This window comes from Stenotrophomonas sp. STK17_22, assembly GCF_051983905.1.
Classification (GTDB): domain Bacteria; phylum Pseudomonadota; class Gammaproteobacteria; order Xanthomonadales; family Xanthomonadaceae; genus Stenotrophomonas; species Stenotrophomonas maltophilia_A.
In genome coordinates, this window is sequence record NZ_CP197010.1 from 2,441,058 (window position 1) to 2,464,514 (window position 23,457).

A 23,457-nucleotide genomic window follows, 5' to 3' on the forward strand; every position below is an offset into this window, starting at 1 on the left:
TCAGGGCCCGTATGGTTTGCACGTAGTGCTGCATCTGCGCCTGCTGGTGGTGATTGTTGATCTGGGTGTGTCGTGAGCCTGTACCTTTTAGCGTTGCAGACCCTCCTGGCCTGGCGTAGCGCCAGGCCAGGAGGAAGGTCCACAAGGCTGGAAATCCTGCTGGGATCAACGTGTACCCCTGGAGTTACGATCAGCCGACTTGTACGCCTTTGCTCCGCACACCAGTTGAGGTAGGCCTGTAGATACGCCGTGGCATTGGGGTGGGGGTGTCTCTGCAAGGCGGAAGCCGACTCATTCATAAGGTCAAAGCCGCACGCACAGGTGAGCAACTTCGTGGGCGTGCCAGCGACTGTCCCCGGAAATCCATTGCATCGTGGGCAACTCTGGCGCAGGCGAACGCCATGCCAGGGACACGTGGAAATCCAGGGCAGCTGATGCAGTGTGGTGTGATACCCGAGTCTGATGCAAGGAAGGCAGTACCTCAACCTGAGATGTGAGGGCAGTCTCGGGTCGTCCGTCATGAACGGATACCACGCCGCCAAGTCCCACTCGGGCGGAGTCTCGATCCCAAGGGTTGTAGAGAGTGCCTCTTGTTGTACTTGCGAGGTCGTCAGGCTCAAGAGCAGGTTGATGTTTCTGTTTGGCTTGATTCCGAGGAGTTGTGAGTACTCCGTGACCCGCCTGGCCTGGTTCAGTCGCGATAGCCTCGCGACGCAGCCAAAAGCCGATTGGTATGGAACAAGTCGGAGGTTGCCTCCGACCAGGTGAGCGCCGCTCCTCATTTGCCTGCGGCCCTATTTCTTGAGCTTTCGAAGCCGGCGTATGCGCTGCGCAGGAGAGCTTCATCGATGTGCTGGGTAGTAAGCCCTTCGAAATCGCTGCGCCCAGCGGCGATCTTGGTGAGTAGGTGGTAAACAAACTGGTTGAAGGAGGCCATGAGCCAATCCTTGGGGACGGGATAGTTGCCTTGATTGGCAAGGTTCTCAATTCGTTCACGTATCGCTTCGGTCTCCTTCTCAAGGCGCCAGCCAACGCTGTAAGCATAGGGTGCGAATGCTTCGGTGTAGGTCTTTCCGCCCTCGTCCGGCCATCTCATAACTTGGTCAAGCTGACGAAATGCCAAGGCGACGTCACATGCGTCCTGCACGTCAGCGTCCTCCTTCGGGATGTCCCAGAGAAGCCCGGTAAAAGGATGGCTGTCGACAAAGAATCGGCCATACAGATGTGGCGGCGCCAGTTGACTAAGATCGTCTGCGCCTCCAATCACGCTGTTGCTCTGGTGGATGAAGAGAAAGAACGGTTGCACTGATGATCCGAGGAAGTGGTTCTGAAGCTTTGCAAGGTGGGCATAGTCCTTGAGCGTGAGCTGCTCAGCCGTATCGATCGCAATCACGACCACATCGGCCGATGCTCTAGCGGCTTCCTGCTCAATTGCCCGGATGATCCTGAGGAGGAGATCCTGTGGGCTGGCTACGGTTGTTGCCCTCATGCCCAGTCCAAGGATGACCTCGCGGAAGAAGTTGCCTTCGCTAGGGGTAGTCGGTTTTCCGACGACCATCCGGAGGAATCCAATAGGAAAAGGTCGCCAAGAAGTGGTGGTTTCAAGTATTCGCGTGGCAGTTGACTTCCCACACCGGCCATCGCCAATGATCCTCAGGCTCGGCCGCCCGTACTCCAGGCACGTGGCGAAGCCAGATGCCATTCGTAGTAAGGGGAGAGTCTGGATATTGGGGCGATGTCGCGCGTGCATTGGGTGGTTCTCAAGGCTCGCCGGGGCCTTCATCAGCGGAGCCTCGTGTTGAACGCGGCCCTGCGGATTCCCATCAGTGGAGAGCCTTGCCCCTGACTGTTGGTCATGGAAGGTGGCTTGGGCACATCGCCAGCTGCCATGAGCGAGGCGCTGTCCCTAACGCCAGCGGCCGCCGATCGGACGGCTGCATGATAGGCCTCAATGTTGTCGGCCAAGCAGTAGCTACCGGGCTCCCGTGACGCGTCGCTCTTCGCCCAGCGTGCCGCGCGCTTCCTGATCGACAGCGTGTGGGCCACGCTCGCATATGGGGCGAGAGTGTGAAGTGTGAGTACACGCTTGCCGCCTCTCCAGAGGGTCAGCTTGCGAATGTCTCGCCAGTCTTCGTAGGTTGCGTCAAATGACTGCCCAATCAGGTGCCACTGTCCAGACAGTGTTGGTGACCTGTACCTAGCGTGGTCGAGATAGACGAGGGGAGGTACACCACTCCTTCTGGAGCCTCTGATGGTCACCTTCATCCGCCTAACGGTCATGTTTCTCACGTCATCTTCGGTGCCAGGTGCATGCCACACCCACTCCCCAGATGCCAGATGCTCATCAATGATTCGCTTGGGCGACCTGGGTTCGCGAGTGGACCGGCTTGTCACATTGTGCGAGGTAACATAAGTGTCAATGAGGTCTTTCAAGACCTCCAGGAGGATGGGGTGGTCTTTCCCGTCAAGCTTTGTAGTGACTTGACGCTCATTCACTTGCGTTGCGGGAGCAAAGCCGCCGGCGATGTGGCGCAGCAGGCCATTCTCAATCTTCTTGAATAGCGCCTCGATGTAGGGGCGACCCTCGCCCATCCCGGATCGTCCAAAGTGCAGGATTCCCTTGTGATGATCAATGAGATTTCGGACTGTCATCTTGGCGTGATGGGATGAGTCGTTGTCCATTGCGATCATTGCGCTTCTCATCACTACCTCATCCACTAGGTAGATCGAAGGCATCCACGCACTAGTCGAGTAGCTCAAGTTCGACGTGCTCAGATCCCTTGGTTGCCAGGGGCTCATGATCTTCGCGAACAGGCTGACTACATCGTGTTGCTCGTACTTCCGGCCAAGCACCATTTCCCATCCAAGGATGGCGCCACTCCCGACATCAACAACTGCCAGTAGCCAGATCCGACTAATCTTCTCTAGCCGGAATGAGCCGTCCGCCATCGGCATGGCCAGCCATGCGTCGATGTCGACGGAATGCTCGTCGTACTCGACTCGATCAAATGGCCGAATGCTGAGTAGGTTCTCGATTCGGGTGGAAGTAGGCTCATCCGCAGCCAAGAGCATCTCATTTTCGCTCTTTGTGCCTCGAATGCGCTTTATGAAGGAGGTCAGTGCTCGTCTTCCCTTGTCGCGGATGTTGAGCGGATACATGGCCTGAAAGCCCTTCCCGGTCAGCACCTTCACGAACTGGGAATGCAGCCTGTCGAACGCGGGGCTCCTTTTGGACCTTGTTGGCAAGGCGCCCTTGAATCTTGCGACTGCATCGCCGAGTTCGGGGATCGCTTGCAGGACAGCATCTATGGCGAACGGATGTGAGCTATCGGGGACGACCGAATTGTTGCGATCTGACACGCTGAATCGCGCATAGGGAATGCAGGCTCGGTATCCGACTCGATGACCGCTCTCGTCGAAGAGCAGTGCGGTCCGGATCATTCGAGAGAGGGTATTTCGCGGCACGCCCCATCGAAGGGCTGCGTCGACCAAGGTTGCCCCATCAAGGACGCTGGTGAGTGCGGACAGACGGGCTTGAAATTCCGACTGTTGATCAGCTGGAAGTACGATCCCATTGGGCCTTGGAGTTGCCCGGATCGACTCGAGGTCGACGGCATTGAACTTGGAACTCATGCGTCGGCCCTCCAGATCCTTGATCGCCCCGCCATTCGAGGAAATGCATCGGTCGCCAGAAATCCGACGTGAAGCAACTCAGCCACGACCCCCTGAATGTGAGTTCGAGGGTGGTGCCTAAGCTCATGGATGAGTTCATCTGCACTGATGCTGCCGCTTCGCTCGATGGTCGCGGCGATTTCCTGTCGCAACGCCAGGCTGCTCCCCAGATCCCTGGCTGACTGGCAGAACCCGAGCAGTTGGTAGCAGAGCTCATTCCTGCCACCGGGCGCCTTGAGCTCGTCCTCCGTGATTAGCCGCAAAGAGATGCCTGCATCCTTGGCTGCTGAACGAAGCCGGTCCAGCTCGCGAGGACGACGCTTGCCATCCACGCCGGGTACTGTCTGCGAATTCGGAATGACGTTTGCATAGATCTCCTGGCCTCCGCGCCTCTGAAACCAGAAATGGAGTTCCATGCTGTCAAGTCCTACCGGGATGGACCGAGGCCTCTCGGTCACGGCCGCCACTGATGGATCAAACTCCAATTGCAGTCGAAGCGCGAGTTGCAGGGGGCCGTGTACGGTAACCGTACGGTTCTCTTTCGGGCTAAAGAAGGTGAAGATGTCCCCCCTCTTGATCTGGCCAGCGGTGAGTTCACGGGGGGCCAGCGGTCGATCCGTCCCATTGTGGAGCGGGTCGGAGGCGCGTGCAGACGCTACGCCTTGGAACGGGCTCACGGGATTGGTCGCGCGGTTGCTCATGCTGCCTCCTTGTGGATGACTGCAGTTCGCATGGTCGAGGAGTGGCGCTGCGCAATCGCGATTGAGGGATGACTCAATGCATGGGCAGCTGAGTGTTGGATCTTCATCGATCGACTTCCCGGTTGGCCTCGGAGAATGAGGCTCGGTACTGGCGGCAATGGCCAGCAGGGTCATTGGGGATTTCGGGCATGGGGCGCCGTGCCGATTGCCATACGGTGGCAGTCGGCGCGCGCAGATGCCCGCTCAAGCAGCTTTGCTGCTTGACACGAAGTCGGAATTGCGGGAGCCTACATTCGTTATCGTAGAGCTTCACCTCCTCTCGCTCCGGCGAGAGGCTATCGCCCCCGTTGCTGCGGGGGCGATTTCATTTCCGGGGTCGGAGATTTGATGGGCTGGGGGGGCTAAATGCCTCCTTCGAAGCTGGAGTTATGGCGTCAAGCCATTCAGGGGCGCACTGTGCGCCCAAGTGAGTTTCAGCAGATCAGAAGTGGTGCGGGCCTTTTGGCTTCGGCCTCAGCTCGCGTGCTTAGGCATTACAGCGAGTTCAGCCACTCAGCGACATCTCGCGTTTTGGCGAACAACCCCCGCCGACCTGGCAGCGGAAAGGTGCGAACCGGCAAAAGATCGCGCTGGACGGCTCGGCCGAAGGTGCGGCCGTTTGGAAAGCCAAGGTTCCGCTGGAGGTCGCTGCCGCCCATGAGCTCCCCATGCCGCTCTAGCAGCTCACGACTGAGTTCGGTGGAGACTGCTGCTTCTGGATTCTGGATAGGCATGACCCAACTCCTAGCTACCGTTGGGCTCCATCATGCACAATTGCAGCCAGTTCTAGGGGATTCTTTAGTCCCGCTTCAGAAGATCCATAAGTATGCCTCGTGGCAAGACTCCAACAGACGGGGCGCTGGTCGTCCGCAATAGTGTGTGGGCCTGCGTTGTACGAAGGCTGCATGGCGATCGACTGACCTGGGATGATCTTGATCAGTTGCTCTTGCCTAGAATTGGGCTCGATATACACGCGCAAGCGGCGAACGGTCGTCCCCGATCTTTCTACCGGTTCTTCAGCAAGGGGCATCATCCAGGGAAGCTACGCGGTCCTGGTGGATACTTGATTGACTCGGTGCATGGGGAACCAGCGTTCGCGGCTGCAAAGGAGGCCTTCGAGCATCCGATCTGGATGATCTGCAGCACAGAGGCTCCCACTGCGGAGCAATTGCGGGGCGTACGTCGATCACTAATGGAGCGTCTTGGGCTACTGATGCCGTCCATCACCGAACGCCTGGTGGCTTCTCATCACAATCTCCCTGGCCTCAGCAGCTATGCGCCAAGTCGGGTAGATGCCTTGGAGTCCATGTTCAACGTGGCCGAAGGTGGCTCCTTGGACGCGATAGGCCTGTGTGCGTGTAACTATCTGTTAGCTATAGACAGCGGTAGGCTCGAGACTGCAGTAGATGTCCGGGATGCACTACGCTGGGCAATTATTCGTTTTTGTGCTGTTTGGGGATTGCGCCCCGACGCATGCACGGCAATCCAGCTGTTGATGGAGCAGCGAGTGGTCAGGCTTCGTAGGGGATCGCTCTTGCCAAAGGATGTTGGGTTTCCACTTGGCAATACGGATTCCAGCGCGTTTAGTAGCAATTCGGCGAAGGGGGTACTCTTCGCAGATGACTATCCGTGCATGCTTCCGGTGACTCCTCGCACAGGTGGGGTGGATACATTCTTCGCCCAGTTTCACTCGCACTATCTTGCTTTCGTGAATGATCTGACAAGGCAAGAAGCATTCGCGCAGCTGGCTGGGACTGAGCTCGGCGGATCTTTGCCGACTCAAGACGCAATTGACGACCTGTTTCTTGGGCTGCTGGACGTGCCGGAGGATGTTTGTCACGGCGAGGTTGCAACTCTCAAGCAGTTTGCGCCAATCAGTCCGGTAGCGGCATGCGTGGCGGAAGTCCTGCCCACTTCTAGCATCGGAAGCTCGCCTTACACCCGCATCAAGCCTCTGGGCGCAGCGCTTCTGAAGTTCATGCGTTCTGTCGACAGGCTGGTTGACGTTGAGCATCCGCGTTCCATGGTTGATGAGCCGTGAGATGCGCCTCCAGGATCTTTCGTTACCTTGAAGTGGCGGCAAGAGGGGAGAGGTATCAACGCTAGCCGCGGGGTGGAGGTCAGTGTTCTTGCCGGGAGATGCGCATGCTGGTTCTGCAATGCATGCCGAGCCTTTTAAGCTATGGCCAGTACAAAGAGATCGCCCTAGAAGAATTCCCTTGAAGCGCTGAACCTCTTATTGCGAAGGAATCGTCAGTCAAGCGCGCCGACAGGGCTTATGAATGCTTTCCCTTCTAGCTCGGATAGTGCGCTGGAGGCCACCACTTGACCAGCCAGTCCTGTATAGCCAGAACTGGCAAGAAGCCATTTGCTCAAAGTGGTCGCATGCTCGTTGGGCGGGAGAGTGGGGGGCACTAGGTGTGAGCCTGGTGGTACGCATCTGAAGAAGACTGAGCCTTAGCTCAGTAAAGTCAGTCTTTGAGTCGCTTCTCAAAGTCGGCAATGAGCTTGCCCAGGGATAGGCCAGTCAGGCGCGCTATGTCCCTAAGCTCCACGACGTCAACCCTGCGCTTCCCTGTCTCAACATCGCTAATGAACGACTGGCTGCGCCCCAGCTTGCTGGACACTTGTACTTGGGTAAGGCCAGCAGCCAAGCGCGCGTCTCTGACGGTCTCAATCAGGGCGGCGTATTCCTTGCGATGGATTGTCTTGGCCACGGCCGCACCCTGGTTGAGCGGCTTCAGAAGCTATATCCAGTTCTCCGATATCTAAAAACCAGATATCCTGTGCTTCTCATTGACAGGGGAAGGGCATGATCAAAGAACAATGTCGACGCGACGCAGCTGGCTGGGGCAGGCAGGGTTTGCTGCTTGCTCTGACGGTCCTAGTTGCCGCCTGCGGCGGTCCAGTAGACAGGAAGATGGTCACTGACGGCACGCAGGAGCAATACAGAGCGTCGATTGACGCAATTGACGCCGAGCTGAGTGCCCATGAGCGGGATGCCTTCAACTGGGCCGTTGCCGGCCTTGATCTGGCTGAGCTGAACAAGGCCTACCCGAATGCATCTGTAAGACAGGTGGTTAGGGGGCACATCAAGCAGATTAGGGATGCCCATCCAAAAGAAATTCTTGCTCTGCAGGAGCAGGCCAACGCGCAGCGGCCGACGATCACCGAACTAGAAAGAGTGCGTGCGAGTGGCGCAACGTTACGGATCGAGGACAGCTTCTTTGGCCCGAAGCCGGTCATTGAGGCGCGAATTGCCAATGGCTCAACTTTGGCGCTCAGCCAGGCCAGCTGGGCGGCGACGCTCTACATCAATGGCGAAGCGCAGCCCACGGCAAAGTCGCGGGTGCACAGCGACTTCCGATCGATTGATGGCCTCAAGCCGAACCACGGCGTCACGGCGCGCTTCAATGTTGGTTTCGTAAAAGGTGATGATGCGTGGTCGACACTGGCAATTCGACAAGCGTCTTCAACGCGAGTTGAGCTCGAACTAATTCCTCAGACGGCTTTGGACTTCAATGACAAGCCCTACATAGCTGCCAACTATAGGGAAAAGATCCAGTCTCTGGAGAATCAGCTTAAGCAAGCCGAGAAGTTCTCAGATATCTGATTCATTGGCGTTCCGCAACTGCGTCCGATGACCAAGCGCAGCGCGGAACGCTCCAGATCCAAGTGTCCAACTGCTGATGAGGATCCTAGCGCTCAATGCGACCGACCATCCTTGCTCTCGATCTCGAGGGGACGCTGATCTCAAATGCTGTCAGCCAGATTCCACGCCCAGGGCTCTATCAGTTCCTTGAGGTCGCTCATGAACTCTTCGAGCATATGGTCATCTACACCACGGTCCCTGAGGCAGCTTTCCGCAGGATTTCGCGGCTACTGGTCGATGAAGGGAGCGTGCCAGGCTGGTTCGCTGAGTTGCCATATACATTCTGGGGAGGGACAACGAAGGACCTCCGGTATGTGTCTCCGATCCTGGGGGCAGCGCTGTTGCTGGACGATCACTCGGACTACATCCATCCGGGTCAGGAGCGCTATTGGATTGAGGTCTCTTTGTTCGGCGCTCCATATGACACAGATGATGTCGGCCTGGAAGTGGCCCTTGAGATGCTGAAGGAACGATTGGTTGTTCCGTTGTAGTTGGTGTGCTTAGTGAGTGGGTTGGCGGGTGCAGCTCTTCCAGCCAGCAGCGCCGGTTGCTGCATAGGAATGGGCTGTCGTTCAGGAGATCCGACATGATTCGAACAAGTTTGACCCACCCTTTAGCTATCGCGGAACTCCCGGTTGGCGAAAGGGGAGGGGCAATTGGTGTGACCTTCGCGCCAGGTAAGTACCAAGAAGTTGCGATGACGGGGGCATGGGCGAGAGACATCGATGTGGATGTCTCTGTGATTCAGTGTTGGGGAGCCAGCCACCTGATTACGCTACTCGAGCCGTGGGAGTTCAGTGAGTTGCGGATCGAGTGCTTACCTCAAGTGGTTGAAGGGCAGGGCATCTCATGGCATGGCCTTCCAATCACGGATGGCGCAGCGCCTGACCAGAGGTTGCTCGAACGATGGCCAGTACTGGGGTCAATGCTCGTTCGGAGTTTGCATTCGGGCCTGCGCATTGTGGTCCACTGCAAGGGTGGGCTGGGGCGAGCCGGCACTGTCGCAGCGATGCTTCTACTGCAGTCAGGGGCTGAGCGAACAGCGCAGGCTGCCATTGGCTCGGTGCGACGTGTCAGGCCGGGTGCCATCGAGACCGCTGTCCAGGAGGAGTTCCTGCAGCAATGGGCACAGGGACTGCGCTCGTAGTTGCCCTTCCAGATCAAACGCGTGGCGAGCTCATCAGTCGTTCAAGGCCAGGCCCTGGCTATTGGCGCCACCGATACCTACGCGATCTAGTTGACCGCTGACACCGGTTCGCTGGGTCGCGCGCCCACTAGTGGACGCGGCGCGGAGAGTATCCGCTAAAGCCTCCAGTCGCTACTTGGCTGCAGCCAGTACTGTCTGCCCAGAGGGATAAAGGTCTCCATTGCCACGTCCAAGATCAACGGCTGACGCCAGCCGTGGCCTGGCACGAAGCAAAAGTCAGTCGGGTCAAGTGCTCCCGATTGAACTCGGCTAACGAGCCAAGTGCATCTCCTGCTGATCTCTCGATCAAGTACCCGACGGGCGGCCTCCTCGTCCAGATCAGCTTTCAGGAACTCCGACGCAACGTTGCGCATGCCGGCCCACAGTACATACCTCTTGCGTCCCAAGCTCAGTGCATTCCACTCCGGGAGCTGGGTCGATCTTAGGCCATTGCCCAGCGTGGGAGATAGCCGATACTTGCGTAGCAGGTTGGCCAGGTATGCACGGGCTTCGCTCTCTGCGAGCGAGGTTCCCAAGGTCCGTTTGGCAGTGGACGGGCATTCGGCAGCCCATCGGGTAAGCGTACTGGTCAACCTGGCCTCCAGACTCACGTCCTGACGTGACCAAGCGGCCTGATAGGTCCATGCCAGAGGCTCATACAAGGACCTCGCCCCGGAATTGGGGGCTGCGATGGGAATGCGCTGCAGTACGCGAAGTGAGGCAAGCGTATCGAGTGCGGCTGAGGCCAAGCCCTCGGCGGCAACAGGCCCGCTTACGGTCCTTGAGCGCTCCAGTGCGCACCAGGCGCAGGCTAAGAACGGGCCGATTGAACGAACGAAATCGTCCAACTCTGGCCAATGCGAAATGAGGGTCGGTTGGGTGACAACATAGGCCACTTGTCTCTCAGATCGCTCGCCTAGCTCACCAGCATAGCAGCGAGGCGAGTTCGCGTCTATCTGATCTTCAGATATCGCCACGCTGCTGTCCGTGGCTGCGCTGGAGTTGTGAGTGAAAGTCCCGTCGCTTCCTCCAGCGGTGTTCTAGGTTCTTTGGGGAGCCGTGCTATGCCGAGGAGCGCGAGTAGGCCATTGAGCATGGACGAATCAGTGGTTCAAGTTCCATGTCGCGCGGCCGATACAGCCCTGTCCAGACTCCTGGCGGGTCGTCCCGGCCACGAATCCAGTCGATGGCATCCCGTTTGCCCAGGAGCTCCGGAGCGACGTTCTAAGTACCCTGCCATGTACTCAATTCAGAAGATCATCTACCTGCTGCTGCTATTGGGCGTTCCTTCGCTGCTCTTCATTGGCGCTTACGTTCTGCGCCGCCCCCAAAGAGAGCTCAGTTGGGAGCCGGTGCTGGATCAGCGGGTTCATTGCTGGAAATGGTGCGCCTATGGCTTCATTTTTCTCTTGTATGTTCCCGGGACGACGTTGTATCGAACGTTGATTCCTACGGGTTGTGATGGACTTGTTTGCGTCCAGTTCTTCACCGCGAGTGGATACCGTATCGCCTCGAGCGAACTTCATGTTGTTCTCGTCGCAACTGCCGTTTTCGCGGGGTACTTCTTTGCGCGTGTTCGAGCTTCGTACTCACCGATTCCTACCAGGGCCCGGGGCTACGTCCTGAAGGTTGCCTATCATGGCAAGGGGGAGTACTCGCCACACTTGGAGATAGCCCGCCAAGTTCGCCGGCGTCAGCTCAGAGCGGAGCTTGCTGAAAGGCGTAGGCTTGAGCGGGAGGGCTTCCACCTATGGTTAAGATCCGTACGGCCGTGGGTTTGCACGTTGGCCAGAGGCTCTACTGTTGAGCTACTTAGCCCCATGCTGTCGGGAAGGGACCCACTCACTCTTGTCAGGTGGCTATCTCGTAGCGGCCCCATACATGATGTAGTCCTTCTTTCTAGGCGACTTCGTTGGTGTGAGGCGTTCTTCTACCACCTCACCGTGAATCATCGACTTTCCTTCAAGTCAGTTCGATCCGAGGGCATACGATTCAGGGTCGGCTGAAGGCCCCACTCATCACATCCTGTGTGTCTTAGGGCGATACACGATTCTGGGAGGCCGGGCGTATTGGCTAACTGATTGAGTCAAGTCGAGGGCCAGAGGCGGTGGCATTTGACCTTCGGCTTAGCTGAAGATAGTCCAGTGACATTCAGTTCATGAGTCGGCCGCCACCGAACCCACTCGCCCTTTCCGGGCTTTAGTTGAGCCCATTCTCCACTTCAGGCGAATGGGCTGCATATCACGCTCAATGATAGCTCGTGCTCGCACTCACCTTGCCGCGGAAAACGCGGTATGACCAGGCGGTGTAGCCCAGGATGACAGGAAGCATGACCGCCAAGCCGACCAGGCTGAAGCCAAGCGACGACACTGGCGCTGCTGCATCCCAGATCGTCAATGCCGGGGGGAGCAGGTACGGCCACATGCCGAGTACGAGGCCTAGGTAACCCAGGACAAACAACGACAGGCTCAGTAGGAAAGGGGCAAGATCATGAGTGGGGCGTTTCTCCGCGCGCCACAGCGCCACTGCCACTGCGAGCGTAAGAAGGGGGACGGGGGACAGCCACCAGAAATTCCCGTCACTGAACCAGCGAGTCATTAGTCGCAGATCAAGGAACGGCAGCCAGCTACTCACGAGCCCCATGGCCACGATCACGGCGACCACCAGGGGGCGGGTCAGGCGCCTGGCAAGTGCGTGGGTTCGCCCCTCAGTCTTCAAGATTAGCCAGGTGCCTCCAAGCAAGGCGTAGCCGGCAACCAAGGCTGCTCCGGTAAGCATGGCAAAGGGGCTGAACCATAGAAATGGTCCGTCAACGTAGGTGTCACCAGTCATTGGCACGCCTTGCACCACCGTGCCAAGAATCACTCCTTGAGAGAACGCGGCCAGAAGCGAGCCAAGGCCAAAAGCCACGCTCCAAAGCCTCTTGGAGCGATGTGCTTTGAACCTGAACTCAAAGGCGACCCCCCGGAAAACCAATGATACAAGCAGCAGAAGTACTGGAAGGTACAGGGCCGAAAGAAGCGCTGCATAGGCTGTTGGAAACGCTGCTAGCAATCCGGCTCCGCCGAGCACCAGCCAGGTTTCGTTGCCATCCCATATTGGGGCAGCGGTGTTCATCATCACATCGAGCTGCTCTTCATCCTCGGCAAAGGGCGCGAGAATGCCAATACCGAGTACGAAGCCGTCGAGGACGACGTACATCAGGACGCCGAAGCTGATGACGGCGAACCAGGCGATGGGCAACCAGGTCATCGAGTCCATGTCAGCGTTCCTCAGAGAGATTGATCAGCGGCCGAGATAGGCCGTGCAGGTGTACGATCACCACCCTCTAGCGACGGACTTCCGTCTTGGGCATGTGGGCCATGTCGGAGGATCTTGACCAGATACCAGATGCCCCAACCAAATACGAACGCATATCCAGCGACATAGACCGCGAGTGAGATCGCTGTCATCCAGGCCGTTTGCGGCCCCACGGCATCAGCCGTTCGCAAAACGCCATAGACAATCCAAGGCTGGCGCCCCATCTCGGTGACAAACCAGCCGGCCACCAAAGCAACGAACCCACTTGGAAGCATCCAGTTCCAAGCGCGCAGCAGGGGCCCGGAATCGAACAGCTTACGGCGGGCCAGGGTGAAAGCAGAAAGCCAAGCGAGCAGTAGCATGAGGGTGCCTATCCCAACCATGATCCGGAATGCGAAGAACACAGGCATGACCGGAGGTCGTTCGCTCGCCGGTACGGATGTCAGCGGTGCGAAGGTTCCATCCATGGAGTGAGTCAGAATGAGGCTGCCAACACGGGGAATCGCGATCTCAAGATCGTTCCGCTCTTCCTTCTCATTTGGTACAGCGAAGACGACCAGCGGAACTCCTTCACCTTCTTGGCCCTGATGCCAGTGAGCCTCTACCGCTGCGATCTTCATCGGCTGGTGCTTGAGGGTGTTCAGACCATGCATGTCACCCACGAAAATCTGAACAGGAACGGTAATGGCCGCAAATATCACAGCCGCTCCAAGCATCTTGCGGCCGGCTTCGACGTGCTCCTTGCGCCGCAGGTACCAGGCGCCAACACCACCCACCACGAAGCAGGTTGTTATGAATGACCCTATTGCCATATGGGCCAGTCGATAGGGGAACGATGGATTGAACACAACCTCGAACCAGTCAATCGGATGGACCACTCCGTTGATCATTTCGTAGCCCGCAGGCGTATGCAACCAGCTGTTGGAGGCAAGAATCCAGAACGTTGAAAAGAGCGTTCCAAGTGCGACCATGCATGTGGAAAAGAAGTGCAGGCGTGGTGATACTCGCCCCCAGCCGAACATCATCACTCCGAGGAAGCTTGCCTCCAGGAAGAAGGCTGTCAGGACCTCGTAAGTCAGTAGGGGGCCGATTACGGTTCCGGCGATCTGGCTCAAACGAGGCCAGTTTGTGCCGAACTGGAACGCCATGACGATACCGCTTACCACGCCCATGCCGAAGGACACGGCAAAGATCTTCTGCCAGAAGAAGAACAGATCCCGCCACACCGGGTTGCGGGTTCGAAGCCAGCGCCATTCCACGAAACCAAGCCAACTGGCCAAGCCAATGGTGAAGGCAGGGAAGAGCACATGGAAGCTGATGAGAAAGCCGAACTGAATTCGGGAAAGGAGGAGGGCGTCCATAACGATCCCAATAGGGGGTGGGTGGTGGCTAGCGGCTCAAGTTCCGATCGTGCTTGGCAATTTCATCGGCGGAGATCCTTGCTTATTGCACGGCAGGCGTCATCTGGCGTCATACGGCTGCTAGGTGTGCAGCTTCCAAATCGAGTAGGCGCTGGGGGTGTGAATAGATGTTGAAGCCATCCGAGCGCGCGAAGCCGACAAGACAGATTCCTGCTGCCTTTGCGAGATCTATGGCTAAGGCTGTGGGTGCCGATACCGCTGCAACGATCGCCATGCCTGCATAGGCGGCCTTACTCACCATTTCGTAGCTAGCACGGCTAGATAGAAGCACGAGACCTTCGTTGGTTGAAGTCGATGAGCGCCTCATTGCACCAATGAGCTTATCTAGTGCGTTGTGCCTGCCTACGTCTTCGCGTACCACATCGATAGCTCCGTCCGGGAGAGCCCACGCTGCTGCGTGGGTTGAGCCGGCAGCCTCGTTCATTGGCTGTAGCCCTTTTAGCGAGGACAGCGCTACGCGTAGCGCCAAGGCGGAGTAGGTGGTGGGTCGGTCGATTGGCAAAGGCATTCTGAGCACTTGCTCCAGTCGACTAGCTCCACATAGCCCGCAACCGCTACGCCCGGGTAGGTTGCGGGTGGCGTCCTTGGGCATTGACACGATGGGCGCACTATCTGTGACTTCCATCGCCAGCTCAATGCCTTCCAGCGATGGCCTCACTTCAATCCGGAGAAGTTGGGAGGGATCAGAAATTGTTCCCTCCGTCATGGAAAAGCCCAGCGCAAAGTCTTCCAGATCCGTTGGGCTGGCCATCATCACCGAGAAAGGATTGTCGTTGTAGAGCATCGCGACAGGCACTTCTTCGGCAACGCTGTCCATGATTGAGCCGCGCTCGCCACCACGCCACCGAAGGGTTCTTCGATATGCGATGCCGCAGGGCTCGTTGGCAGGTACTGGGCTGGGCGCTTGCATGGAGATGAGGCCTGGCGGGGAGGGAAGCCGGTAACGATGATCTGGGCGTGCAGGGTCCCTCGGGTCGGGGACTTCTTAGTGGTTTGACAGTGCGGAGAGTATCCCAAGGCGTACACCCCGCTGCGGTCAAAATTTACAAATGTTCGCAGATGGACAGTTTGGCTGAGTTGATCCGACATTCTGTTCGAGGGGCTGTGGTCCGCCTGTCCGCTACAGGTGTCTGTAGCTAGAGAACGCCCGATAAATTAGATAGTTACAATCGATGGCGGGTGGCGTGAAGACCTGTTCGTGGTGAGGGCCAGGATGAGCGCTTCGGGTCCGTTGAGGCACTCGTATCGGACACCAGTGCCTCGATTCGATCCCCGGCGTGTACGCCGGACGTCTTGTCTGGGCAGGGTGGACATACTGTCCGTGGAAGGGGAGGCCGTCGCGTGCTTAACTTTTCCCACTCCCAATTGCATGCTGCGAGTGCCTGTCATGTCAGAGCAGAAGATCCCCCGTTACAAAGCCTACGACCATCCTGCCGGTGGTTGGGGTGCCGCCGGTGCAACCGCCAAGGTTCTGATGCAGCAGAGCGTCATTGCCAAGGGATCTAAAGCGCTCTTGTCGATGAATCAGCCTGGGGGATTCAAGTGCCCCAGTTGCGCTTTCCCGGATGCAGATCACACCAAGAAGCTGGAGTTCTGCGAAAACGGTGCGAAGGCCTTGGCATGGGAGGCAACCAAGCATCGCGCCACGCGTGAGTTCTTCGCGGAGCACACTGTCCAGGAGCTGATGGCGCAGTCCGACTATTGGCTGGAGATGCAGGGTCGATTGACCGAGCCGATGCGATATGACCCGGTATCCGACCATTACGTTCCTTGTAGCTGGGATGAGGCCTTCGCGCTGATCGGGCGACACCTGCAGGCCCTGTCCAGCCCGCATGAGGCTGAGTTCTACACCTCGGGGAGGACGCCGAACGAAGCCGCGTTCCTGTACTCGATCTTCGTGCGCGAGTTCGGAACCAACAACTTCCCGGACTGCTCGAACATGTGCCACGAGCCGACCAGCCGGGGGTTGCCGCCGGCAATTGGCGTCGGCAAGGGCACTATCGTGCTCGATGACTTTGAGCATGCTGAGGCCATCTTCGTCATCGGCCAGAACACAGGCACCAACTCACCACGAATGATGTCCAACTTGGTGGAGGCGCGGAAGCGTAATGCTCCAATTGTCGCGGTCAATCCTATGCCGGAACGTGCGCTGATTCGCTTTGCCGAGCCCCAGGACGTCGTGCAGATGGCCACGTTTGGCTCCACCGAGATTTCCAGTGAATTTGTACACATTCGCATCGGCGGTGACCTGGCCCTGATCAAGGGCATCATGAAGGCTATGTTCGAGCGGGAAGCGGCCGGCGAGTCTGTTCTCGATCACGAATTCCTGACCGAGCACACCGTCGGGCTGGAGGCATTGCGTGAAGAAGTGATGTCCCTGGAGTGGAGCCAGATCGCCCAAGTGTCCGGGATCAAGAAGGAGCAGATTCTGCGTTGTGCAGAGATCTACATCCGTTCCCGTGCGACCATTATCTGCTATGGCATGGGCCTGACCCAGCACCAGCAAGGATCTCGCCTTTTGCAGCAGGTTGCCAATCTGCTGATGCTGCGCGGCAACTTCGGAAAGCCCGGGGCGGGCATTGCTCCTATTCGCGGCCATTCCAACGTGCAAGGCGACCGTACCGTCGGCATTGATGAGAAGCCGACGCAACGCTACCTGGACCAAGTTCGCGACGTGTTCGGGTTCGAACCGCCGCGCGAACATGGGCACCATGTGGTTGAGTCTATTGAGGCGATGCTGGCTGGAACCGCCAAGGTCTTCATCGGCATGGGCGGGAACTTCATCCATGCTGTTCCTGATACCGAAATTGCCTACAGGGCAATGCGTGGTCTTGAGCTTACGGTTGGCATCGCCACCAAACTCAACCGTGGCCACCTAGTGCATGGCAAGGAGGCGCTGATCCTACCGGTGGTGGCGCGCTCGGAGTGGATCCATACCCCGCTGGGTGAGCAGTTTGTCACCATTGAGGATGCCATGTCGAATGTCACCGCATCCCGTGGAGTACTGGAGCCTGTGAGTGAACATGTTCTTCCGGAAGTTGAGATCGTGTGCCGCATGGCAATGGCAACACTGCCGGACAGCAAGGTCGACTGGGCAGCTTGCATGCACGATTACAACCATGTTCGTGAGCTGATCGCGGCGGTCTATCCCAGCATCTACGCAGACTTCAATGAACGGATCCAGGCGCCGCGTGGCTTCCACTTGGACATTCCGCCGCGCCGCCGTGAGTGGCCGACACCTAACGGGAAGGCCAATATTCTGGTGTTGCCGGGTCTTGAAGTGAACGACCTGGTCGAGGATCCCACTATGCTTCGGCTGGCCACGGTTCGCTCCCATGACCAGTACAACACGACAATCTACAGCTACAACGATCGCTATCGCGGTGTGTACAACGATCGAATGATCCTCTTCATGAACCTGGAAGATCGAGTAGCACGAGGGATTGGGAAGGAGGAACAGGTGAGCCTCGAGACGATCTCCAGTGATGGCGTCTGCCGGCGGGTCGATGGGTTGACTGTGCTTGACTATCCGATGCCGCGTGGCGCGATTGCGGGCTACTACCCTGAACTCAATCCACTGCTACCTCTGGATTACTTCGATCGCATCAGTGGTACCCCCGCGGCGAAGTCGATCCCGGTCAGGGTGGTCATTTCACAGTGATTGCGCCGGCATGTCGTAGGGAGGACTAAGAATGTCAGCCGAGCTCATTCGGGCGCCAGAGCCGGTAGGTGAGGGCGCACTGGCAGGTCATCCCCGCCAACTCACCGACGGTTTCGGACGCAGCTTTCCGTACCTGCGCCTGTCGTTGACCGAAGCCTGCAACTTCCGTTGCAGCTACTGCCTGCCCGACGGTTACCAGGCCGACGACCGCCCGCGCTTCCTGCAGGTGGATGAAATCGCGCGCCTGGTGCGTGCGTTCGCCGCGCTGGGCATGAGCAAGATCCGCCTGACCGGCGGTGAGCCGAGCCTGCGCAAGGATCTGGACGAGATCATCGCCACCGTGGCGGCGGTGCCGGGCATCGCCAAGGTGGCTATCACCACCAATGGCACGCTGCTGCCGCGGCGCCTGCCGGGCTGGCACCGCGCCGGGCTGACTGCGCTGAACGTGAGCATGGACAGCCTGCAGCGCGAACGCTTCAAGATCATCACCGGGCATGACCGCTTGCCGGAAATCGAACAGGGCCTGGCCTTGGCGCAGGCACTGGGCCTGCCGGCGATCAAGCTCAACGCGGTGCTGCTGCGCGGCCTGAACGACGACGAGCTGCCGCAGTGGATGGATTACCTGCGCGATCGCCCCTTCAGCGTGCGCTTCATTGAACTGATGCGCACCGGCGACAACGAAGCCTATTTCCAGCGCCACCACCTGCGCGCCGACGTGGTGATCGAGCAGCTGCTGGCGGCCGGCTGGCACGAACGGCCGCGCGCCGCCGATGCCGGCCCGGCGCGGGAGTTCGGGCATCCGGACCATCGCGGCAGCATCGGCATCATCGCCCCGTATTCGCGTGACTTCTGCAAGGGCTGCAACCGCCTGCGGGTAACCGCCAAGGGCGACCTGCGGCTGTGCCTGTTCGGCGAGTTCGGCGTACCGCTGCGCCCGCTGCTGCAGCGCGACGACGACCACGACGCGCTGCTGGCACGCATCACCACACAGCTTGGCCTGAAAGCGGCCGGGCATGGACTGCACCAGGGCCAGACCGGGCTGACCCCGCACCTGGCCTCCATCGGAGGATGAGCAACACGATGAGTGGGGAATTGAATGCGGCCTTCCACATGGCCGATGTCCGCGACAAGCGCATCACCCGCCGCCGTGCGGTGGCGGTGGGCGAGCTGCATGCCGGTCCGGTGGCCTATCCGCTGATCGTCGAGCGCCGCCTGCCCAAGGGCGATGCACTGGTGATGGCCGAGATTGCCGGCCTGCAGGGCGCCAAGATGGCCTCGATGCTGATGCCGCTGTGCCATCCGCTGCCGCTGGAACTGGTGCAGGTGTTCTGCGCGCCGGTGCCGGAACGGGAGGCAATCCGCGTGTGGTGCGAGTGCGCCAGCGAGGCGCGCACCGGCGTGGAGATGGAGGCACTGGCTGGCGTCAACGCGGCACTGCTGACCCTGTACGACCTGAGCAAGCCGGTGGAACCGGCCCTGCGCATCGAAGGCATCCGCCTGCTGTTCAAGGAAGGCGGCAAGCGCGGCGTGTGGCTGCACCCCGACGGCATGGACGATGCCGAGCGCGCGCGCTTCAAGCCGCGTGCGCCGAAGGGCCTGGAGGGCGCGGCCTGCGCGGTGATCACGCTGAGCGATCGCGCCAGCGAGGGCACCTATGAAGATGTGTCTGGCCCGACCCTGGTGAGCGGCCTGAAAAAGCTGGGCGGCGAGGTGGTGGCGGTCGACGTGCTGCCCGACGGCATCGAGCCGTTGGCCGGCCGGCTGCAGGCGCTGGCCGCCGAGGGCGTGCGCCTGTGCCTGTGCACCGGCGGTACCGGACTGGGTCCGCGTGACCTGACCCCGGAGGCGCTGCGTTCCTTGAACGCACGGCCGGTGCATGGCCTGGCGCAGATGGTGCGGGCACTGAGTGCACAGCACACGCCGATGGCCTGGCTGAGCCGCGCCGAAGTAGTGCAGCTGGGCGGCATGCTGGTGTTCGCACTGCCGGGCAGCCCGAAGGCGGCGGCGCAGTGCCTCGATATTCTGGCGCCGGTGCTGGGCCACGCTTTGGCGATGGTCGATGGTGGTGGCCACTGATGATTGCCTATAGCGAAGCCCTGCAGCACCTGCTGGATGCGGCCACGCCGCTGCCGGCCGAGCGCCTGCCGTTGCATGAGGCCGGCGGCCGCACTCTGGCCAGTGACATCATCAGTGAGCAGTCGCTGCCGCCGTTCGACAACTCGGCAATGGACGGTTTCGCGCTGCGCGCCAACGGCGCGACGTTCGAGGCCGGTACCGGGTTCGCGGTGCAGGGCTGGCAGGCGGCCGGCGATGCCGGTGCCGAGGGCGGCGAGGGTGCCTGGGAAATCATGACCGGAGCGCGCATGCCGGTTGGGCTGGATACGGTGGTGCCGGTCGAGAACGTGGAGATCCTTACCAGCGAGGACGGCCGCCCGACCCGCATTGCTCTGAAGAGCACGGTGAAGCCGGGCCAGAACGTACGCCTGCGCGGCCAGGATGTGAGCGACGGCGACCGTGTGCTGCAGGCCGGGCAGGTGCTGGATACCAACGCGCGCACGCTGCTGCATGCCATCGGCGTGGGCAAGGTGGCGATGGTGGCACGGCCGAAGGTGGCGGTGATCGCCACGGGCAAGGAGCTGGTGACCGAAGCAGTGCAGACGCTGGAATCCGGCCAGATCCGTGACAGCAACCGGCCGTACCTGGTCGGCCGTCTGCAGGCAGCCGGTGCCGAAGTGGTCTGGCAGGGTACGGTGGGTGATGAGGCGGCCGCGTTCAATGCAGTGATGGATAAGGCGCTGGCCGCCGGCGCGCAGCTGCTGATCAGCACCGGCGCGGTGTCGGCCGGGCGCTATGATTTCATTCCCGATGCACTGCGTGGCCGTGGTGCGCGCATCGTCTTCCATAAGGTGGCGATCCGCCCCGGCAAGCCGTTGTTGTTCGCGGTGTTGCCCAATGGCGCGCTGTACTTCGGCCTGCCCGGCAACCCGGTCTCGGCTGCCGTGGGCCAGCGCTTCTTCGTCGAGCCGGTGCTGCGCCGCCTGTTGGGGCTGGCGCCGGAAGTCATGTTGCAGCTGCCGCTGCAGGCCGACGTGCGCACGCCGCCCGGTCTGCGCTTCCACGCGCGGGCGCGGGTGGAAATGGACGGGCAGGGCCGCCTGAGTGCGCGCGTGCTGGCAGGGCAGGAGTCGTTCCGATTGATGTCCATGCTGCAGGCCAACGCCTGGGTGGTGCTGGAGGCCGAGGGAGACCTGGCCAGCGCTGGCACCTTCGTACGCGTGCAGGGTTGGGGTCACCACGAACCGGTGCAGCTGGTGAGCCAGGAGTCATGATGAAACAGGTGAATCTGCAGTTGTTCGGTGCGTTTTCCGATCTGGATGCCAGCCGCGAGATTGCCGTGGACGTGAGCGGTGGCACCGTGGCCGATCTGCGTCAGGCGCTGCGCGAACTTCTGCCGGTGCGTTGGCCGGGTTTCCGCGCCGGCCTGCTGGACTACTCGGCGTTCGCCGACCAGCAACGCGTGCTGCGGGACCACGACGCACTGCCCGACGATGGCCGGGTGGCGATCCTGCCGCCGGTGAGCGGGGGCTGAGCCATGAACGAGAAGATCATCGCGAAGGTGGTGGACCGCGCGCAGGCGGCGATCGATCCGGCCGAAGGCATCGCGGCGGTATCCGATCCGGGGTTTGGCGGCATCGATGTGTTCATCGGCAAGGTGCGCGATGTGAACATCGGCCGCGCAGTGACCGGCATCACCTACGACCTGTTCGAGCCGCTGGTGCTGAACGAGTTCAAGCGCCTGGCCGCCGAGGTCGAGGCCACGTTTGGTCCGAAGCTGAAGCTGTATGTGGCGCATGCCAAGGGCCGGTTGGGCATTGGTGATGTGGCGGTGGTGGTGGCTGCCGGCAGCCCGCACCGCGACGAGGCGTTCCGCGCCTGCCGGCAGTTGATCGAGGTGGTCAAGCACCAGTGCCCGATCTGGAAGCAAGAGCATTACCAGGACGGCGACAGCGAATGGAGCGAGGGCTGCAGCCTGTGCCATGCGGATAACGAACCCACGCAAGCCCATGACAATGCCCATGAACGTGCACACGATCACGAACACTTCCATTGACGGCATCGTGCTCGCCGGTGGTCTTTCCAGCCGGATGGGCCGTGACAAGGCGCTGGTACCGTGGCACGGGCGAACCCTGCTAGAGCACATGCGTGGCCTGCTGCGACAGGCAGGTGCGGAAAGGGTATGGGTGAGTGGCAACTACCCGGCCTTCGGTGGCATTCCTGATCGCGTGGCACGCTGCGGCCCGTTGGGCGGGCTCTACAGTGTGGCCATGTGCATGCCGGACGCTGCCGCTCTGGTGATTCCGGTGGATACGCCCAACGTGACCCCGGCGTTACTTCAACGGTTACGTGATGCGCCCTCGGCTGCCTGTGTGCTGTTTGCGGGAGAACCGCTGCCGATGCGGTTGCAGATTGATGACCATTGCCGGCATGTGTTGCGGGAATTGATCGAGAATCCAGCTGCGCACCGTTCGCTACGCGCCCTGCGAGAACGCTTGGGCACAATCGAGCTGCCACTGAGCGAACACGACCTGCTGCTCAACTGCAACACCCCAACCGAGCTCGAGTTCATTGCATCATGAAAGTCCAGCTACAGCGGCAGGGAGTTCGTCTGCGCGTTGATGAAGAGGAGCTAGCGCAGTTGCTGGCCGGCGAATCGGTGGAGAACCTGACGCGGTTCGGCGGCGATCGCGGCTGGAGCATGGTGCTATCACTGCATGCAGGGCAACAGGCGGTGCTTCTGGAGGGGAGCGAGTACTGCCGGTTGATGCTTCCTCGCGAAGCGGTTCAGTCCTTGGCATCACGTTTGCCCTGTCGTGATGGTCTGGGTTTTGGCATCGGGCTGGGTGATGACATCTCGCTGCAGCTTCAATTCGATGTGGATGTACGAGACAGCCTGCGCCAACGAGGTCCGCACCGCCGTGCACCCTCTGCCTAGCTCTGGGCGGGCCAGCTATGTAGCGCCTGCGATGCCAAGGATAGGCGGTGAAACCGATCTAAACCCAACCAAACGGGGAAACCAATGATGAAACGAGCTGGACTATTGTTGCTGGGACTGCTGGCCACGGTGCCGGCCTGGGCGGCCGAGCTGACGGTGTCGGCGGCGTCGAGTCTGACCGAGAGCTTCCGTGAACTGGGCGCGGCCTACGAGAAGGCGCACCCGGGCACCAAGGTCGACTTCAACTTTGCCGCGTCTGGCGTGCTGCTGCAGCAGATCAGCCGCGGTGCACCGGTGGATGTGTTCGCCTCGGCCGACGAAACCACGATGGACCAGGCGCAGCAGCAGGATCTGCTGGCCGCCGGTGCCCGCGAGGTGTTCGCGGTGAACGCGCTGTGGGTGGTGGTGCCACCGCAGGCCAAGGCCGCGCCGCGTACCTTGAAGGACCTGGCCGGTGCTGGTGTGCAGCGCATCGCACTGCGCAACCCGGACAGCGTGCCGGTCGGCCGCTATGCCAAGGGCGCGCTGGAGGCGGCGGGCCTGTGGCCGTCGGTACAGGGCAAGACCATCACCACCCAGAACGTGCGCCAGTCGCTGGATTACGTGGCACGCGGTGAAGTGGATGCCGGCTTCGTCTATGCCACCGATGCGCAGGCGATGCCCGACCGGGTGCGCCGTGCCTTCGCAGTACCTGTGTCGGGGCGCATTGCCTATCCGCTGGCGGTGACCAAGGCCAGCGCGCAACCGGCTGAAGCAAAGCGCTTCACCGCCTTCGTGCGTTCGGCACAGGGCCAGGCGATCCTGGCCAAGCACGGGTTCGGCAAGCCCTGAG

General features: G+C 60.1%; 21 protein-coding genes. 13 read left to right on the forward strand and 8 right to left on the reverse strand.

Going from position 1 to position 23,457, the window contains the following annotated elements; genetic code table 11:
* Positions 1 to 778: 778 nt before the first annotated feature.
* The 4 genes from ACSYS9_RS11355 to ACSYS9_RS11370 all read right to left on the reverse strand — a co-directional run bounded on the left by ACSYS9_RS11355 (position 779) and on the right by ACSYS9_RS11370 (position 5,146).
* The gene (locus ACSYS9_RS11355) at positions 779 to 1,783 is read right to left on the reverse strand and encodes an ATP-binding protein (protein ID WP_329762335.1); all 1,005 of its coding nucleotides are present in this window, start codon (positions 1,781 to 1,783) and stop codon (positions 779 to 781) included.
* Positions 1,783 to 3,633, reverse strand: coding sequence for a hypothetical protein (locus tag ACSYS9_RS11360; RefSeq protein ID WP_099596092.1), 1,851 nt, complete (start codon positions 3,631 to 3,633; stop codon positions 1,783 to 1,785). The genes ACSYS9_RS11355 and ACSYS9_RS11360 overlap by 1 nt, the downstream gene beginning before the upstream one ends.
* The gene (locus ACSYS9_RS11365; RefSeq protein ID WP_099596091.1) at positions 3,630 to 4,373 is read right to left on the reverse strand and encodes a hypothetical protein; all 744 of its coding nucleotides are present in this window, start codon (positions 4,371 to 4,373) and stop codon (positions 3,630 to 3,632) included. The genes ACSYS9_RS11360 and ACSYS9_RS11365 overlap by 4 nt, the downstream gene beginning before the upstream one ends.
* A 533-nt stretch (positions 4,374 to 4,906) precedes the next feature.
* The gene (locus ACSYS9_RS11370; protein ID WP_099596089.1) at positions 4,907 to 5,146 is read right to left on the reverse strand and encodes a hypothetical protein; all 240 of its coding nucleotides are present in this window, start codon (positions 5,144 to 5,146) and stop codon (positions 4,907 to 4,909) included.
* A 479-nt stretch (positions 5,147 to 5,625) separates the two neighbouring features.
* Between ACSYS9_RS11370 and ACSYS9_RS11375 the strand changes: the two genes are divergently transcribed.
* Positions 5,626 to 6,453: a hypothetical protein gene (locus ACSYS9_RS11375; protein ID WP_180874491.1), complete on the forward strand. Its 828-nt coding sequence runs from the start codon at positions 5,626 to 5,628 to the stop codon at positions 6,451 to 6,453.
* 430 nt (positions 6,454 to 6,883) lie between these two features.
* Here ACSYS9_RS11375 and ACSYS9_RS11380 read toward each other — a convergent pair whose 3' ends face one another.
* Positions 6,884 to 7,129 (reverse strand): helix-turn-helix domain-containing protein, encoded by a 246-nt coding sequence (locus ACSYS9_RS11380; RefSeq protein WP_017354505.1) that lies wholly within the window; start codon positions 7,127 to 7,129, stop codon positions 6,884 to 6,886.
* Positions 7,130 to 7,224: 95 nt separating this feature from the next.
* Here ACSYS9_RS11380 and ACSYS9_RS11385 point away from each other — a divergent pair, with 95 nt between their 5' ends.
* The 3 genes from ACSYS9_RS11385 to ACSYS9_RS11395 all read left to right on the forward strand — a co-directional run bounded on the left by ACSYS9_RS11385 (position 7,225) and on the right by ACSYS9_RS11395 (position 9,211).
* Positions 7,225 to 8,025: a hypothetical protein gene (locus ACSYS9_RS11385; protein ID WP_143578700.1), complete on the forward strand. Its 801-nt coding sequence runs from the start codon at positions 7,225 to 7,227 to the stop codon at positions 8,023 to 8,025.
* Positions 8,026 to 8,120: 95 nt separating this feature from the next.
* Positions 8,121 to 8,555, forward strand: coding sequence for an NIF family HAD-type phosphatase (locus ACSYS9_RS11390; protein WP_180874490.1), 435 nt, complete (start codon positions 8,121 to 8,123; stop codon positions 8,553 to 8,555).
* Between the two features lie 206 nt (positions 8,556 to 8,761).
* The gene (locus tag ACSYS9_RS11395) at positions 8,762 to 9,211 is read left to right on the forward strand and encodes a phosphatase domain-containing protein (RefSeq protein ID WP_099596085.1); all 450 of its coding nucleotides are present in this window, start codon (positions 8,762 to 8,764) and stop codon (positions 9,209 to 9,211) included.
* Positions 9,212 to 11,497: 2,286 nt separating this feature from the next.
* Here the strand turns inward: ACSYS9_RS11395 and cydB are convergent.
* The 3 genes from cydB to fdhD all read right to left on the reverse strand — a co-directional run bounded on the left by cydB (position 11,498) and on the right by fdhD (position 14,881).
* Positions 11,498 to 12,511, reverse strand: a complete 1,014-nt coding sequence (gene cydB / locus ACSYS9_RS11400) for a cytochrome d ubiquinol oxidase subunit II (protein WP_099596083.1) — start codon at positions 12,509 to 12,511, stop codon at positions 11,498 to 11,500.
* 11 nt (positions 12,512 to 12,522) lie between these two features.
* A complete protein-coding gene (locus ACSYS9_RS11405) occupies positions 12,523 to 13,911 on the reverse strand; it encodes a cytochrome ubiquinol oxidase subunit I (protein ID WP_180874489.1) in 1,389 nt (462 codons plus the stop codon).
* A 109-nt stretch (positions 13,912 to 14,020) separates the two neighbouring features.
* On the reverse strand, positions 14,021 to 14,881 hold the full coding sequence (gene fdhD, locus ACSYS9_RS11410; RefSeq protein ID WP_414488679.1) for a formate dehydrogenase accessory sulfurtransferase FdhD: 861 nt from the start codon (positions 14,879 to 14,881) through the stop codon (positions 14,021 to 14,023).
* A 477-nt stretch (positions 14,882 to 15,358) separates the two neighbouring features.
* Between fdhD and ACSYS9_RS11415 the strand changes: the two genes are divergently transcribed.
* The 9 genes from ACSYS9_RS11415 (at position 15,359) to modA (ending at position 23,456) form a co-directional block, all read left to right on the forward strand.
* Complete coding sequence (locus ACSYS9_RS11415; protein WP_099596081.1) at positions 15,359 to 17,632, forward strand: FdhF/YdeP family oxidoreductase; 2,274 nt, start codon at positions 15,359 to 15,361, stop codon at positions 17,630 to 17,632.
* 31 nt (positions 17,633 to 17,663) lie between these two features.
* Positions 17,664 to 18,704, forward strand: a complete 1,041-nt coding sequence (moaA, locus tag ACSYS9_RS11420) for a GTP 3',8-cyclase MoaA (protein WP_440569319.1) — start codon at positions 17,664 to 17,666, stop codon at positions 18,702 to 18,704.
* 8 nt (positions 18,705 to 18,712) lie between these two features.
* A complete protein-coding gene (moaCB, locus tag ACSYS9_RS11425) occupies positions 18,713 to 19,708 on the forward strand; it encodes a bifunctional molybdenum cofactor biosynthesis protein MoaC/MoaB (protein WP_071227926.1) in 996 nt (331 codons plus the stop codon).
* A complete protein-coding gene (locus tag ACSYS9_RS11430) occupies positions 19,708 to 20,961 on the forward strand; it encodes a molybdopterin molybdotransferase MoeA (protein ID WP_440569321.1) in 1,254 nt (417 codons plus the stop codon). The genes moaCB and ACSYS9_RS11430 overlap by 1 nt, the downstream gene beginning before the upstream one ends.
* Positions 20,961 to 21,221: a MoaD/ThiS family protein gene (locus ACSYS9_RS11435; RefSeq protein ID WP_099596078.1), complete on the forward strand. Its 261-nt coding sequence runs from the start codon at positions 20,961 to 20,963 to the stop codon at positions 21,219 to 21,221. The genes ACSYS9_RS11430 and ACSYS9_RS11435 overlap by 1 nt, the downstream gene beginning before the upstream one ends.
* Before the next feature lie 3 nt (positions 21,222 to 21,224).
* Entirely contained in the window at positions 21,225 to 21,743 is a 519-nt protein-coding gene (locus ACSYS9_RS11440; RefSeq protein ID WP_099596077.1) for a molybdenum cofactor biosynthesis protein MoaE, read from the forward strand.
* Positions 21,709 to 22,269 (forward strand): molybdenum cofactor guanylyltransferase, encoded by a 561-nt coding sequence (mobA, locus tag ACSYS9_RS11445; RefSeq protein ID WP_099596076.1) that lies wholly within the window; start codon positions 21,709 to 21,711, stop codon positions 22,267 to 22,269. The genes ACSYS9_RS11440 and mobA overlap by 35 nt, the downstream gene beginning before the upstream one ends.
* A complete protein-coding gene (locus ACSYS9_RS11450) occupies positions 22,266 to 22,625 on the forward strand; it encodes a hypothetical protein (protein ID WP_099596075.1) in 360 nt (119 codons plus the stop codon). The genes mobA and ACSYS9_RS11450 overlap by 4 nt, the downstream gene beginning before the upstream one ends.
* An 87-nt stretch (positions 22,626 to 22,712) precedes the next feature.
* Positions 22,713 to 23,456: a molybdate ABC transporter substrate-binding protein gene (gene modA / locus ACSYS9_RS11455; protein ID WP_099596074.1), complete on the forward strand. Its 744-nt coding sequence runs from the start codon at positions 22,713 to 22,715 to the stop codon at positions 23,454 to 23,456.
* Position 23,457: the final 1 nt, after the last annotated feature.

Bases quoted from the DNA above. Each gene is read 5' to 3' on its own strand.
- ACSYS9_RS11370 (WP_099596089.1), bottom strand. From the start codon at position 5,146: ATGCCTATCCAGAATCCAGAAGCAGCAGTCTCCACCGAACTCAGTCGT.
- ACSYS9_RS11415 (WP_099596081.1), top strand. From the start codon at position 15,359: ATGTCAGAGCAGAAGATCCCCCGTTACAAAGCCTACGACCATCCTGCC.
- modA (WP_099596074.1), top strand. From the start codon at position 22,713: ATGAAACGAGCTGGACTATTGTTGCTGGGACTGCTGGCCACGGTGCCG.
- ACSYS9_RS11440 (WP_099596077.1), top strand. From the start codon at position 21,225: ATGAACGAGAAGATCATCGCGAAGGTGGTGGACCGCGCGCAGGCGGCG.
- ACSYS9_RS11390 (WP_180874490.1), top strand. From the start codon at position 8,121: ATGCGACCGACCATCCTTGCTCTCGATCTCGAGGGGACGCTGATCTCA.
- ACSYS9_RS11385 (WP_143578700.1), top strand. From the start codon at position 7,225: ATGATCAAAGAACAATGTCGACGCGACGCAGCTGGCTGGGGCAGGCAG.
- ACSYS9_RS11375 (WP_180874491.1), top strand. From the start codon at position 5,626: ATGCCGTCCATCACCGAACGCCTGGTGGCTTCTCATCACAATCTCCCT.
- moaCB (WP_071227926.1), top strand. From the start codon at position 18,713: ATGAGTGGGGAATTGAATGCGGCCTTCCACATGGCCGATGTCCGCGAC.
- mobA (WP_099596076.1), top strand. From the start codon at position 21,709: ATGAACGTGCACACGATCACGAACACTTCCATTGACGGCATCGTGCTC.
- moaA (WP_440569319.1), top strand. From the start codon at position 17,664: ATGTCAGCCGAGCTCATTCGGGCGCCAGAGCCGGTAGGTGAGGGCGCA.
- fdhD (WP_414488679.1), bottom strand. From the start codon at position 14,881: ATGCAAGCGCCCAGCCCAGTACCTGCCAACGAGCCCTGCGGCATCGCA.
- ACSYS9_RS11365 (WP_099596091.1), bottom strand. From the start codon at position 4,373: ATGAGCAACCGCGCGACCAATCCCGTGAGCCCGTTCCAAGGCGTAGCG.
- ACSYS9_RS11395 (WP_099596085.1), top strand. From the start codon at position 8,762: ATGACGGGGGCATGGGCGAGAGACATCGATGTGGATGTCTCTGTGATT.
- ACSYS9_RS11355 (WP_329762335.1), bottom strand. From the start codon at position 1,783: ATGAAGGCCCCGGCGAGCCTTGAGAACCACCCAATGCACGCGCGACAT.
- ACSYS9_RS11450 (WP_099596075.1), top strand. From the start codon at position 22,266: ATGAAAGTCCAGCTACAGCGGCAGGGAGTTCGTCTGCGCGTTGATGAA.
- cydB (WP_099596083.1), bottom strand. From the start codon at position 12,511: ATGGACTCGATGACCTGGTTGCCCATCGCCTGGTTCGCCGTCATCAGC.
- ACSYS9_RS11435 (WP_099596078.1), top strand. From the start codon at position 20,961: ATGAAACAGGTGAATCTGCAGTTGTTCGGTGCGTTTTCCGATCTGGAT.
- ACSYS9_RS11405 (WP_180874489.1), bottom strand. From the start codon at position 13,911: ATGGACGCCCTCCTCCTTTCCCGAATTCAGTTCGGCTTTCTCATCAGC.
- ACSYS9_RS11360 (WP_099596092.1), bottom strand. From the start codon at position 3,633: ATGAGTTCCAAGTTCAATGCCGTCGACCTCGAGTCGATCCGGGCAACT.
- ACSYS9_RS11430 (WP_440569321.1), top strand. From the start codon at position 19,708: ATGATTGCCTATAGCGAAGCCCTGCAGCACCTGCTGGATGCGGCCACG.